Here is a 13,400-nt window from a genome sequence, read left to right on the forward strand (position 1 = left end):
ATTTCACCCCTTCGTCTGGATCGCTTCGCAGCGCTGTCCGCGTCGGGGAGCGAGACTATAGCAAAGCCGGGCCGCGCTTGCAATGCTTGCGATTGTGCTATCGTACCCGCCGCCTTTTCACGATCCGATCCCCTCATGCAGATCCCAACCATCTCCCCCATTCATGATGCAGCCCTGGCGCAGGCCCTGAACGACGCCATCGATAACAAGACCAAGCCGCTCGGCAGCCTTGGCCGGCTCGAGTCCTTGGCCGCCCAGCTCGGGCTGGTCCAGCGCTCGACCGCCGTGCGCATCGACCAGCCGGCGATCCTCGTGTTTGCCGGCGACCATGGCGTGGTGGTGGAGGGCGTGTCCGCCTTCCCGCAGGACGTGACCTGGCAAATGGTGGAGAACTTCCTGGCCGACGGCGCCGCCATCAATGTGTTCGCCCGCCAGAACGGCTGCGCGCTGCACGTGGTCGATGCGGGCGTGAACCACGCTTTCGGCCAGCGCCCCGGCCTGCTGGACCGCAAGGTGGCGAACGGCACCCGCAACTTCGCGCGGGAAGCGGCAATGACGCCGGGGGAATGCGCGGCCGCGCTCGAACACGGCATGGCCCTGGTGCGCGACCTGCCCGGCAACGTGGTGGGCTTTGGCGAGATGGGCATCGGTAACACCACCGCGGCGGCGGCGATCATGCACAAGCTGACCGGCGTGCCGCTGTCGCGCTGTGTCGGCGCGGGCACCGGCCTGTCGGCGGAAGGCATCCAGCGCAAGGAGCAGGTCATCGCCGCCGCCGTAACGCTGCATGAAGAGGCGAAGGATCCGCTCGCGGTGCTGGCCACCTTCGGCGGCTTCGAGATCGCGATGATGACCGGCGCCATGCTCAAGGCGGCCGAACTGCGCAAGGTGCTGCTGATCGACGGCTTCATCGTCACCAGCGCCCTGCTGGTCGCCGCGCGCCTGCAGCCGGCCATTCTCGACTATTGCGTGTTTTCGCACTGCTCGGGCGAACATGGCCATGCGCTGATGCTGGAACAGCTGGGCGCAAAGCCTCTGCTCGACCTTGGCCTGCGCCTGGGCGAAGGCACCGGCAGCGCCCTGGCCCTGCCCCTGCTGCATGCAAGCGCTAATTTCCTGAACCAGATGGCGACCTTCGCATCGGCCCAGGTCAGCGAGCGCTCGGTGTAAATGCAACAGCTGCGCCTGTTCTTCATCGCCCTGCAGTTCTTCACGCGCCTGCCGATCCCGCGCTGGGTCGGCTTCGAGGCCGCGTGGCTGAACCATGCTTCGCGCTACTTTCCGCTGGTCGGACTGGTGGTCGGCGCCATCGCGGCGGCGGTGTATGCTGCGGCGGCCCTGGTCCTGCCGGCGCCGGTAGCGGCTGTGTTGTCCACCGCGGCGACGATCTACCTCACCGGCGCCTTCCACGAAGACGGCTTCGCCGACACCTGCGATGGCCTGGGCGGCGGCATGACGCGCGAGCGCGCGCTCGAGATCATGAAGGATTCGCGCGTCGGCGCCTACGGTGCGATCGGCGTCGTGTGCATGCTGGTCGCAAAGTGCACCAGCCTGGCGATGCTGCCGCCGTCCAGCGCCATCGCCGCACTGCTGCTGGCGCATCCGCTGTCGCGCCTGGCCGCGACCTCGCTGATCTGGGCCATGGAATATGCGCGCGCCGAAGGCAAGGCCAAGCCGCTCGCCGAACGCATGAGCGGCGCCGAATTTGCCATCGCCGCCATCACGGTACTCCTTCCCGCCGCCGCGCTCGTGCTGCACGGCGCGCTCAGCATGGCCGCTGGCGTGGGCGCCGTGCTGGCCGCCGCCCTGGCCGCGTTCTGGCTGGCCCGCAAGTTCGCACGCCGTCTTGGTGGCTACACCGGTGACTGCCTGGGCGCCGTCCAGCAGCTGTCCGAAGTATCCGTCTACCTCACCGTCCTGGCCACACTCGGCCAGGGCGCGCTGGCCTGAGCATGCGGCTCTACCTCGTGCGTCATCCTCAGCCCGAGGCGCCGCCCGGGATCTGCTACGGCAGCACGGACTTGCCGGCCATCGAATCCGGTATCGCCGCCGCACTCGATGCGCTGACGCTGCATGGCCTACGCGAGCTGCCCATCTTTTCCAGTCCGCTCCAGCGCTGCGCCGACCTGGCCCGCCGCCTCTCGCCCACACCGGTGTTCGACACCCGCCTGGCCGAAATGGATTTCGGCGCCTGGGAGATGCGCAGCTGGGACGATATCCCCCGTGCAGAAGTCGACGCCTGGAGCGCCGACCTGCTCCACTACCGCCCTGGCGGCGGCGAAAGCGTCCTGGACGTGGCCGAACGTGTGGCGGACTTCCTTCACGCGCTTCGCGCCGCCGGCCCCGAACAGACCCTCCTCATTTGCCACGCCGGAACGATCCGCCTGCTCGCGTCGCTGCACCAGGGCGGCGGTCTCGAAGAGGCCGCGCTACGCGCTGCCCAGGCTGCCCATCGCATCGCCTATGGCGAGCTGATCGTGCTGAAAGACTGACAAGCTCGTATAATGGCGCCGTTTTGGTGCTCGCGCCTGTGTCCACAGGCGCAGTTAAACGGGAAACACGAAGCCTCCTGCAAGGCCAACGTGTGCTGCCCCCGCAACGGTAAGCAAGTGCCGCCTTCAAGCGGCAAACCGTCTTCCTCGACCACTGTGCGTTCGCATGGGAAGGTCTGACGGCCACACTTGCCAGCCCGGATACCGGCCAAAAGGTGGGAGCGCGCATGCGCGTTCCTGTTCAATCTGGCCTACGGGGACGTCGGCTGGTTGTCCATTGATAGAAACTGTTCATGAACTTTCCTGTAACAAGGCAGGCGGCCCCGGTGTCGTTTGCGCTCGCCATTCTTTCGTCTTCCGCTTTCGCTGACGCTCCCGCCTTCGACACCGTCGTCGTCACCGCCACCCGCACGCCGCAGCAGGCGGCCGACGTCATCGCCGACACCACCGTCATCCATGCCGAAGAGATCGCGCGCTCCGGCGCCGGCTCGGTGGCCGACATCCTGCAGCGCCAGCGCGGCGTCGAGATCACCCGCAACGGCAGCGCGGGCGCCGCCACCAGCGTGTTCCTGCGCGGCGCCAACAGCAACCAGGTCGTGGTCCTGCTCGACGGCGTGCGGGTCGGTTCCTCGACCACGGGTACGGCCAGCTGGAACGCCGTGCCGCTGGGCGCCATCGAGCGTATCGAGATCGTCTACGGTCCGCTCAGCACCCTGTACGGCGCCGACGCCATCGGCGGCGTGATCCAGATTTTTACCCGCAAGGGTGAAGGCAGCCCGGTCGCCAGCGCCTCGATCGGCGCGGGCAGCAACCGCGCCCGTACGGCGGACGCCAGCGTCCATGGCGCGACCGCCGGCGAGCAGGCGTTCAGCTACGCCTTCGGCGCCGGATACGAGGACTCCGACGGTTTCTCCGCCACCCGTCTCGGCGCCTTCGGCTTCAACCCGGACGAAGACGGCTACCGCCGCCGCAACCTCAACGGCCGCGTCGCCTACGGCCTGGCGCCCGGCCACGAGATCGGCGCCCAGTTCCTGGCCAGCCGCCTGCGCGCCCAGTACGACAGCGGCGCCGGCAGCTTCGACACCCACAGCGACCAGGACCTGAACACCGTCGCCCTTTTCATGAGCAACCAGCTCCTGCCCAACTGGCGCAGCACCGTGCAGGCCGCGCGCTCGGACGACAAGCAGGGCAGCTTCAGCAGCGCCGCGCCATCGGGAACCAGCCAGATCGACACCAGGCAGGACGAGTTCAGCTGGCAGAACGCCGTCGCACTGGGGACGGACACCCTGCAGCTGCTCTACAGCCACCGCAAGGAAGAAGTCGCCGCCATGCAGCGCAGCCGCATCACCAATGCCTATGCGGCCGCCTACTCGGCCAAGCGCGGCGGGCACCTGTTCGATGCGAGCGCGCGCCATGACCGCTCCTCGGTGTACGGCACCAGGAACACGGGCGCGGCCGGCTACGGCTATGACTTCGGCATGGGCCTGCGCGCCAGCGCCAGCGTCGGCACCAGCTTCCGCGCGCCGACTTTCAACGAACTGTACTACCCCGGCTACGGCCTGCCGACCAACAGGCCGGAGAAAGGCCGCAACCACGAACTGGGCCTGCGCTACGACGGCAAGCTGGTCGACCTGGACGCGCGCTACTACCGCAACCGCCTGAGCGACATGATCGTCTCGGCCACGCCCTGCCCGGACCGTCCCGGCAGCTGCGCCTACAACGTCAACGAAGCCCTGCTCGAAGGCCTGAGCATCGGCGGCAGCACGCGCCTCGCAGGCGTCAACCTGCGCGGCAGCGTCGACTGGCAGGACCCGCGCGACGAGACCACCGGCAAGCGCCTGGCGCGCCGCGCGAAACGCCACGCCAGCTTCGCGGCTGACTACACGGCCGGCACCCTGAAGGCCGGCGCCGAGTGGCAGCTCTCCGGCGGCCGCTTCGACGACGCGGCCAACCTGCGACCGCTGGGTGGCTACGGCCTGCTCAACCTGTACACTACATGGCAATTCACCCCGGAACTGTCGCTGCTGGTCAGGCTCAACAACGTCGCGGACAAGCAGTACGAGGTCGCGCGCAACTACGGCACCAGCGGCCGCACCTGGTTCGCGGCCCTGCGCTACGGCATGCGCTGACGGGGACTTCGACACGAGACCAAGCAAGCATGCATCCACCGATCCGTCCGCCGCGCCAGCGCGCCCTGCTCATCATCGCCGTCCTGGCGGCGGGCGCCATCGCCAGCCTCCTGTTCGCCGGGATGACCGGGTCGATCCGGGTGCCGCTGGCGGAACTGCCCGACGCGCTGCGCCAGCTGGCGGGCGGCCGCGCCGAGTCCTTGCCGGCCTCGCTGCTGGAACTGCGGTCAGGGCGCGCCCTGACCGCCTTCGTGACCGGCGGCGCCCTGGCCCTGGCCGGGGTGATGATGCAGGCCCTGCTGCGCAACCCGCTGGCCGATCCCTATGTGCTCGGCATCTCGTCAGGCGCGGCGGTGGGCGCGCTGGCGGCACTGATGCTGATGTGCACGGCCGCAGTGGTCGACGGCGCGGCCCTGCTGGGCGCTGTCGCCGTGTCGATGCTGCTGTATTTACTGGCCCGGCGCGATCTGCGCGGCGGGCTGGCGGCCGAGGGCGGCGCCTCGATGCTGCTGCTGACCGGCGTCATCCTGTCGGCCCTGTGCAGCGCCCTGGTTACCCTGATGCTGTCGATCGCGCCGGAAGGACGCCTGCGCAGCATGGTGTTCTGGCTGATCGGCGACCTGGCCGGCGCGCCCCTGCGCCTGACGCCCTGGCTGGTGCTGGCCGGCGCCCTGGTCTACGCCATGCGCAGCGCGCGCGCGATGAACGTGGTCGCCCTGCATGCCGAGGCGGCGTCGACCCTGGGCGCACGCGTGGGCGCCCTGCGCAAGGGCCTGTTCTTCGTTTCCGGCCTGTTGACCGCCAGCGCGGTCACCAGCGCCGGCTCGGTGGGCTTCGTCGGCCTGATCATTCCGCACGCCTGCCGCTTTGCCTTCGGGCCCGACCACCGCGTGCTGATTCCGGCCGCGGTGCTGGCCGGCGGCAGCTTCCTGGTGCTGTGCGATACCCTCGCGCGCACCGTGCTGGCGCCGCAGCAGCTGCCGGTAGGCGCCATCACGGCGCTCATCGGCGCCCCTGTCTTCCTCTACCAGCTTCACCGGCTCAGGAAGTGATCATGCTCCAGACCCACGACCTTCTCCTGCAGGCGGGCCACCGCACCCTGGTCCGCAACCTGGACTGGCGCGTCGCACCCGGCGAATGCTGGAGCATCATCGGCCGCAACGGCGCCGGCAAGAGTACCCTGCTGCGCACCCTGGCCGGGCTGCACCGCGCGGACGCCGGCGCCGTCAGCATCCGCGGCCGCGAACTCTCGAGCTGGGAGCCTGCCGAGCTGGCGCGCGAACGGGCTTTCCTGGCCCAGTCGCGGCACGACGCCTTCGCCTACAGCGTGCTCGAAACCGTGCTGTCGGCCCGCCATCCGTATCACGCCAGCCGCTACTGGGAAGGCAGCGACGACCACCACGCGGCCATGCAGGCCCTGGGCGCGATGGAGGTGGCCGACCTGGCCGCGCGCGACGTGCGCACCCTGTCCGGCGGCGAGCGCCAGCGCGTGGCCATCGCGGCCATGCTGGCGCAGGAAACGCCGCTGCTGCTGCTCGACGAGCCGGCCAACGCACTCGACCTGGCGCACCAGGTCAGCACCATGGCCCTGTTGTCCCGCCTGTGCGCGGAACAGGGCAAGACCGTGGTCATGATCGGCCACGACCTCAACCTGGCGCACCGCATCTCCAGCCACGCGCTGCTGCTCATGGGCGACGGGCGCTGGCAGGCCGGCAGCGTCGATGCGGCCATGCAGCCCGCGCTGCTGAGCGACTATCTCGGCCATCCGATCGAGATGCTCGAGCATGGCGGCCGCCGCATTTTCATTCCTATCGAGACAAGCGCATGAACGACATGACCCCGGATGAGATCACCGCACTGAACGAGCGCCACCGCGCGCGCATGGAGCGCAAGAAGGCGGTCATCGACGCCAAGATCGCGGCGGCCGACAAGGAAATCGGCATCCTCATCGTCAATACCGGCAACGGCAAGGGCAAGAGCTCGAGCGGTTTCGGCATGGTGGCGCGCGCGCTCGGCCATGGCATGAAGGTCGGCGTGGTCCAGTTCATCAAGGGCGCCATGTCGACCGGCGAAGAGATCTTCCTGCGCCGCTTCCCCGGCGAGGTGAGCTTCCATGCGATGGGCGAGGGCTACACCTGGGAAACCCAAGACCGCGAACGCGACATCGCCAAGGCGAACGAGGCATGGGAACAGGCCAGGCGCTTCCTGTCCGACCCTGCTTATGGCATGGTGGTGCTGGACGAACTGAATATCGCACTGAAGTACCGCTACCTCGACGTGCACACCGTGATCGCCGACCTGCTCGACCGTCCGGTGATGCAGCACGTGGTGGTGACCGGTCGCGGCGCCCCGCCCGAGCTGGTGGAGGTGGCCGATACCGTCACCGAGATGAATGTGGTCAAGCACGCCTTCAAGGCGGGCATCGCGGCGCAAGCCGGGACGGAGTGGTGATCATGGACGAGCATCGTGGAGCACGTGTTGTGCTGGTGGCCGCAATGGCCTCCGGCCAGGGCAAGACGACGGTAACCGCCGCGCTGGCGCGGCGCCTGGTGCGCATGGGCAAGCGGGTGCGGGTCTTCAAGTGCGGCCCCGACTTCATCGATCCGCTGCTGCTGGAGCGCGCCTGCGGTTCGCCCGTCTACAACCTCGACCTGTGGATGGTCGGGCTGGACGAATGCCGCCGCCGGCTGGGCGAGGCGGCGCGCGAGGCGGACGCCATCCTGGTCGAAGGCGTAATGGGCTTGTACGACGGCACGCCCTCGGCGGCCGACCTGGCGCGCGAGTTCGCTATCCCGGTGCTGGCCGTGCTCGACGCCTCGGCCATGGCGCAAACCGCGGGGGCGGTGGCGCAGGGCTTGCGCGACTATGGCCCGGTGCAGCTGGCCGGCGTGGTCGCCAACCGCATCGCCAGTCCCGGCCACGCGGCCATGGTCAAGGCCTCGCTGCGCGACATCCCGCTGATCGGTTCCCTGCCGCGCCAGGAAAAGAAGCTGCCGGAGCGCCACCTTGGCCTGGTGGTGCCGGGCGAGCTCCCCAAGGTGGAAGAGATGCTCGACGCCGTGGCCGGACAGATCGACTTCGACGACACGGCCTGGGACGCGTTGCCCATCCTGCCTGCGGCGCCGGCGCAAGCGGCGGCGCCACCGGCGCAGCCGCTTGCCGGCCGCACCATCGCCATCGCGCGCGACGCCGCCTTCGTGTTTGTCTACCCGGCCAATGCCGAGCTACTGCAACAGATGGGCGCGCGCCTGGTGTACTTCGCGCCGCTGGGCGACGAGCCAGTGCCGCCGGATGCCGATGCGATCTACCTGCCGGGCGGCTATCCCGAGCTGCACTGCCCTGCGCTGGAGGCGGCCACGCAGTGGCGCGCCTCGATCCGCGACGCCCATGCGCGCGGCGTGCCGATCGTCGCCGAATGCGGCGGCATGATGGCGATCGCCGACGGCCTGACCGACAAGCAGGGGCAGCGCTGGCAAATGGCCGGCCTGGTGCAGGGCGAAGTCGTGATGCAGCCGCGCGTGAGTGGACTGGGACTACATGCGATGCCGACCGCCCACGGCGAACTGCGCGGCCATACTTTCCATTACTCGCTCATGGATTCAAATCTGCCGCCGCAGGGACACACGGTCAAGCAGAACGGCGGCGCCCAAGGCGAGGCCATCTACCGGCTCGGCGCGCTGACCGCCTCCTACTTCCACGCCTACTTCCCATCCAATCCGGAGGCCGTGGCTGCGATGTTCCTGGGTAAGGCGCGGTGAGCGCGACCCTGGTGTTCGGCGGTGCCCGTTCGGGCAAGAGCGCTTTCGCCGAAAGCCTGGCGCAAGCCTCCGGCAAGGAAGTCGTCTATGTCGCCACCTCGCGCGCGGGCGATGGCGAAATGGCGGCGCGGATTACGCACCACCGCGCGCGCCGTCCCGTTCACTGGCATACGGTCGAGGAAGAGCTGGGGCTGGCCCAGGTGCTGCGCACCTGGTGCGCGCCGCAGCGGCTGGTGCTCGTCGATTGCCTGACGCTCTGGCTCAGCAACCTGATGTTCTCGGATGGCCGCGACTATCCCGAGGTGGGAGAAGTGGCGCTGCCGCCGCGCTTCCATGAAGAGCGCGCCGCGCTGCTGGAGGCACTCGATGCGGGACTGGCGGGCGACGCCGTGTTCGTGTCGAACGAGGTCGGCATGGGCATCGTGCCCTGGGGCGCGGTGTCGCGCAGCTTCGTGGACGAGGCGGGACGCCTGAACCAGGCAGTCGCGGCGCGGGCGCAGCGCGCCGTGTTCGTCGCCGCGGGCCTGCCGCTGGTGCTCAAAGGTGCGCCGTGCTGAGCGGCCTTTCGCCGCTGGCGCTTGCCCTGCTACTGGTCGCGGGTATCCTGCTCGACCTGTTATTGGGCGAAGCGCGACGCTGGCATCCGCTGGTCGGCTTTGGACACCTGGCCGGCTGGCTGGAACGGCGCCTGAACCGCGGCGGCGCACGCTTCTGGCGGGGCGCCGCCGCCTGGCTGCTGGCGGTGCTGCCGCTGAGCGCCGTTTCCTGGCTGATGCTTGATTCCGCCGGGCTGTGGCTGCACGCCATACTGCTCTACCTGTGCATCGGGCTGCGCAGCCTGCGCGACCACACGCTGCCCATCTACGTGGCGCTGCGCGAGGGCGACCTGGCGCAGGCGCGCATGCTCACCGCGCGCATCGTCAGCCGCGATACCGCCGACGCGGGGGAAGCCGACCTGGCCAAGGCCAGCGCCGAATCCCTGCTCGAAAACGGCAATGACGCCGTGTTCGGCACCCTGTTCTGGTTCGTTGTCGCCGGCGGACCCGGCGCGGTGCTGTTCCGGCTGGCGAATACGCTGGACGCCATGTGGGGCTACCGCAATGCGCGCTACACCCTGTTCGGCCGCTGCGCCGCGCGCACTGACGACCTCCTCAACTACCTGCCGGCACGTCTGACCGCGCTCTCGTATGTGCTGCTTGCCGGCTCGGACCGTGCGCGTGCCTGGCGCTGCTGGCGCACCCAGGCGCCGGCATGGAGCAGCCCGAACGCCGGCCCGGTGATGGCCAGCGGCGCGGGCGCGCTGGGCGTCTCGCTCGGTGGCGCCGCGACCTACGACGGCGAAGTCGAACACCGCCCGCCGCTGGGCGCCGGGCCCGCGGCGGCAGCGGCCGACATCCTGCGCGCATGGCGGCTGGTCTCCAGGACAACACTGCTATGGGCTGGCGCGGTATGCGCGGCGGCCCTGCTGCTCTCGATCGGAGGCGCCCATGCTTGAACACGGCGGCAACCTGCGCGATGCCGCGCGGCGCTACGGACGCAGCGACTGGATCGACCTGTCGACGGGCATCAATCCCCATGCTTATCCCGTGCCCCCCTTGTCGCCGCAAGCCTGGCACCGGCTGCCGGAACCGGACGCGCGGCTGCTCGATGCGGCCTGCAGCTACTACGGGGCGCCGCGCCTGTTGCCGGTGGCAGGCACCCAGGCCGCGATCCAGGCCTTGCCACGCCTGCGGCCGCCGTCGCGGGTGACGGTCTCGGCGCCCTCGTATGCGGAACACGCTCATCACTGGAACCTGCACGGCCACACGCGCCGGCTGGTCCCCTACGCCGATCTCGAGCAGGCGGTAGACGAGAGCGACGTGGTAGTGGTCGTCAACCCCAACAATCCGACCGGCGAGACGGTACCGCCGGCGCATTTGCTGGACTGGGCCGCACGGCTGCGGACACGTGGCGGCTGGCTGGTGGTGGACGAAGCCTTCGGCGACACCGCGCCGTCGCTCAGCGTGGCGCCGCATTCCGGTGCACCTGGCCTGATCGTCCTGCGCTCGGTCGGCAAGTTCTTCGGGCTTGCAGGCCTGCGCCTGGGTTTCGTGGCGGCGCATGAGACGCTGCTGGACGGACTGGCCGACCTGCTCGGTCCCTGGGCGGTGAGTGGTCCGGCGCAGGAGATTGCATTGCGCGCGCTGCGCGACATGGACTGGCAACGCGAAACGCAGCGGCAACTCGCGCAGTCAGGGGAACGCATGCGTGCGATGCTGCAGGCGCACGACATTGCTTCAGCGGGCACGCCTTTGTTTCATTGGTGGGCAGAGGCCGAACCCGAAGCGTTTCACGAACACCTGGCGCACCGCGGCATCTGGTGCCGCTTGTTCCGCGACGCCGCGCGGGGCATCCGGCTTGGTCTCCCGCCCGAGGAAGACGGCTGGCGGCGCCTGAACCAGGCATTACTCGAATGGAGCAAATGATGAGGAAGACGATGCTGCTGGCCTGTGCGCTGGCGGTCCAGGTCCAGGCCCAGGCCGCGGTGACGGTCAAGGACGATGCCGGCAGGCTGGTCACGGTGGCCAAGCCGGCCGAGCGCGTGATCTCAATGGCGCCGCACGTCACGGAGATGCTGTTCGCGGCCGGTGGCGGCAAGCGTATCGTCGGCGCCGTCACCTACAGCGATTATCCGGAAGCGGCGAAGAGCATCCCGCGCATCGGCTCGAACCGCGAGGTCGACCTCGAGCGCATCGTCGCCCTCAAGCCGGACCTGATCGTGGCCTGGATGCACAACAGCTCCGAGCGGCAGATCGAGATCGTCAAGCAGCTCGGCGTACCGGTGTTCCAGAGCGATCCGCAGACGCTTGAAAACATTCCCGACAACCTGCAGCGGCTTGGACAGCTGATGGGCACCGAGACGGAAGCCAAGGCGGCGGCGGCCCAATTACGTCAGCAGCTGGCGAGCCTGCGCGCGCGCTTTGCGAACCGGCCCACGGTGCGCACCTTCTACCAGGTATGGGACAAGCCGCTATACACGCTCAGCGGCAAGCACATCGTCACCGATGCGCTGCGCCTGTGCGGGGGCGAGAATATCTTCGACAAGCTCGGCGTCGTGGCGCCGATGGTGTCGGTCGAGAGCGTGCTGCAGGCCGACCCGGAAGCAGTGATCGGCACGGCCGAGAAGAACTATGGCGGCGTCGGACTATGGGAGCCTTACCGGACCATGCTCGCGGTGCGCAGAGATAACCTGTTCACGCTCGAAGGCGACCTGCTCAACCGCGCCGGTCCGCGCATGATCGAGGGCGCCGCGGCGCTGTGCGAGAAACTCGAGCTGGCCCGCCGGCATCGCACCCCATGAAGCCTTTCCCTTACCAGACCCTGATGGTGCAGGGTACGACCTCGGACGCCGGCAAGAGTACATTGGTGGCGGCGATCTGCCGCCTGCTGAAGCGCCGCGGCTGCCGCGTGGCGCCGTTCAAGCCGCAGAACATGGCGCTGAACAGCGCGGTGACCCGTGACGGCGGCGAGATCGGCCGGGCGCAAGCGCTGCAGGCCATCGCCGCTGGCGTGGAACCGCACACCGACATGAATCCGGTGCTGCTCAAGCCCTCGAGCGACACTGGCGCCCAGGTCATCATCCATGGCCGGGTGCGCGCGGAGATGAATGCGCGCGACTATCACCAGTACAAGACGGTGGCGATGGCGGCCGTGCTGGAATCGCACCGGCGCCTGTCGGCCCAGTACGACGCGGTGATCGTGGAAGGCGCCGGCAGCCCGGCGGAGATCAACCTGCGCGACCGCGACATCGCCAACATGGGATTTGCCGAGGCGGTCGACTGCCCCGTGATCCTGGTCGCGGACATCGACCGCGGCGGCGTGTTCGCCCACCTGGTAGGCACCCTGTCCTGCCTGTCGGAGTCGGAGCGCCGGCGCATCATCGGCTTCGTGATCAACCGCTTCCGCGGCGATATCTCCCTGCTTGAACCTGGCCTGCAGTGGCTGGAAGAGAAAACCGGCAAGCCCGTGCTGGGCGTGCTGCCTTACCTGCACGGCCTGTACCTGGATGCGGAAGATGCCGTGCAGCCGGCGCAATCAGGGCGCGGGCAATTCCGCGTGGTGGTGCCGAGCCTGCCGCGCATGAGCAATCACACGGATTTCGATGCGCTGCGTGCGCATCCTGATGTGGACTTGCGTTTCGTGCGGCAGGGAGAAGCCATCCCTGGTGCGGATTTGATCGTTCTCCCTGGGAGCAAGAACACGCGCGGCGACCTGGCGTGGCTGCGGCAGCAGGGCTGGCATGAGGAGCTGGCGCGGCACCTGCGCTATGGCGGCAAGGTGATCGGCATTTGCGGCGGCTTCCAGATGCTGGGGCGGTCGGTATCGGACCCGCATGGGGTCGAGGGAGCAGCCGGTATGTCAGAGGGTTTGGGACTGCTCGCTATCGATACCACGCTGGGGGCTGAGAAACGGCTGGCGCAAGTGAGCGGTGTCTGTGCCTTCGGTGCGCGGCGCGATGCGCGCGTGGATGGCTACGAGATTCACATGGGGGTGTCGGAAGGCGTTGCGCTGGAGGCGCCGGCCTTCGTGATCGACGGTCGTGGCGAAGGAGCGCTGTCGAAGGACGGACAGGTGCTGGGGACTTACCTGCATGGGTTGTTCGATCATCCCGATGCATGCCAGGAGCTGTTGCGCTGGTCAGGGCTGCGGTCTGAAAAGCGGGTAGATACGCATGCGCTGAGAGAGGCCAGCCTGGATCGGATCGCGGATGCGGCGGAAGAGATGTTCGACAATCTGGTTGCGCTGCGGTGATGGCCAATTCGATGGCATCGTAGGTCGGCGAATCGATGCGTGTTTTGGCGGTGCGATGTGCGAGGGCTGGTTGAACCTCGATTCCGGCCTCCGCCGGAAGTCGTAGGCGCCAGTGGCGCATACGACGTGCTAGCGATGCTGGAGCGATTCGCTGCAGTGTTTTCGACCGTTTACCTCGAAGCCGTCATCCCGGCGAAGGCCGGGATCCAAGTTTGCCTGCGTATCGCTGA

The 13,400-nt window shown here is 68.6% G+C and carries 13 protein-coding genes and 1 riboswitch; all 13 genes read left to right on the top strand.

All coding sequences use genetic code 11. The features are described 5' to 3' along the window. The first annotated feature begins 135 nt into the window (after positions 1–135). The gene (gene cobT / locus KBW98_RS22215) at positions 136–1,170 is read left to right on the top strand and encodes a nicotinate-nucleotide--dimethylbenzimidazole phosphoribosyltransferase (protein WP_211522349.1); all 1,035 of its coding nucleotides are present in this window, start codon (positions 136–138) and stop codon (positions 1,168–1,170) included. After that, complete coding sequence (locus KBW98_RS22220; RefSeq protein ID WP_211522350.1) at positions 1,171–1,950, top strand: adenosylcobinamide-GDP ribazoletransferase; 780 nt, start codon at positions 1,171–1,173, stop codon at positions 1,948–1,950. Between the two features lie 2 nt (positions 1,951–1,952). After that, positions 1,953–2,492, top strand: a complete 540-nt coding sequence (gene cobC / locus KBW98_RS22225; RefSeq protein WP_211522351.1) for an alpha-ribazole phosphatase family protein — start codon at positions 1,953–1,955, stop codon at positions 2,490–2,492. 7 nt (positions 2,493–2,499) lie between these two features. After that, a riboswitch (cobalamin riboswitch) is annotated at positions 2,500–2,720 on the top strand. Between the two features lie 65 nt (positions 2,721–2,785). Next, a complete protein-coding gene (locus tag KBW98_RS22230) occupies positions 2,786–4,621 on the top strand; it encodes a TonB-dependent receptor domain-containing protein (protein WP_211522352.1) in 1,836 nt (611 codons plus the stop codon). A 29-nt stretch (positions 4,622–4,650) separates the two neighbouring features. After that, positions 4,651–5,673, top strand: coding sequence for an iron ABC transporter permease (locus KBW98_RS22235; protein WP_211522353.1), 1,023 nt, complete (start codon positions 4,651–4,653; stop codon positions 5,671–5,673). 2 nt (positions 5,674–5,675) lie between these two features. Next, positions 5,676–6,449 carry an ABC transporter ATP-binding protein gene (locus tag KBW98_RS22240; protein WP_211522354.1) on the top strand — a complete coding sequence of 258 codons (774 nt, stop codon included), beginning with the start codon at positions 5,676–5,678 and terminating at the stop codon, positions 6,447–6,449. Next, complete coding sequence (gene cobO / locus KBW98_RS22245) at positions 6,446–7,072, top strand: cob(I)yrinic acid a,c-diamide adenosyltransferase (RefSeq protein WP_211522355.1); 627 nt, start codon at positions 6,446–6,448, stop codon at positions 7,070–7,072. Before KBW98_RS22240 ends, cobO begins: the two co-directional genes overlap by 4 nt. 2 nt (positions 7,073–7,074) lie before the next feature. Continuing rightward, positions 7,075–8,379 (top strand): cobyrinate a,c-diamide synthase, encoded by a 1,305-nt coding sequence (locus KBW98_RS22250; protein WP_211522356.1) that lies wholly within the window; start codon positions 7,075–7,077, stop codon positions 8,377–8,379. Next, entirely contained in the window at positions 8,376–8,936 is a 561-nt protein-coding gene (gene cobU / locus KBW98_RS22255; protein ID WP_211522357.1) for a bifunctional adenosylcobinamide kinase/adenosylcobinamide-phosphate guanylyltransferase, read from the top strand. Before KBW98_RS22250 ends, cobU begins: the two co-directional genes overlap by 4 nt. After that, a complete protein-coding gene (cbiB, locus tag KBW98_RS22260; protein WP_211522358.1) occupies positions 8,930–9,874 on the top strand; it encodes an adenosylcobinamide-phosphate synthase CbiB in 945 nt (314 codons plus the stop codon). The genes cobU and cbiB overlap by 7 nt, the downstream gene beginning before the upstream one ends. Then, positions 9,867–10,844 carry a threonine-phosphate decarboxylase CobD gene (gene cobD / locus KBW98_RS22265; RefSeq protein WP_211522359.1) on the top strand — a complete coding sequence of 326 codons (978 nt, stop codon included), beginning with the start codon at positions 9,867–9,869 and terminating at the stop codon, positions 10,842–10,844. The genes cbiB and cobD overlap by 8 nt, the downstream gene beginning before the upstream one ends. Beyond that, a complete protein-coding gene (locus KBW98_RS22270; RefSeq protein WP_211522361.1) occupies positions 10,844–11,719 on the top strand; it encodes a cobalamin-binding protein in 876 nt (291 codons plus the stop codon). Before cobD ends, KBW98_RS22270 begins: the two co-directional genes overlap by 1 nt. Next, entirely contained in the window at positions 11,716–13,170 is a 1,455-nt protein-coding gene (locus KBW98_RS22275; RefSeq protein ID WP_211522360.1) for a cobyric acid synthase, read from the top strand. The genes KBW98_RS22270 and KBW98_RS22275 overlap by 4 nt, the downstream gene beginning before the upstream one ends. Positions 13,171–13,400: the final 230 nt, after the last annotated feature.

The organism is Massilia sp. ST3, assembly GCF_018119405.1.
In the GTDB taxonomy this organism is placed as follows: domain Bacteria; phylum Pseudomonadota; class Gammaproteobacteria; order Burkholderiales; family Burkholderiaceae_D; genus Telluria.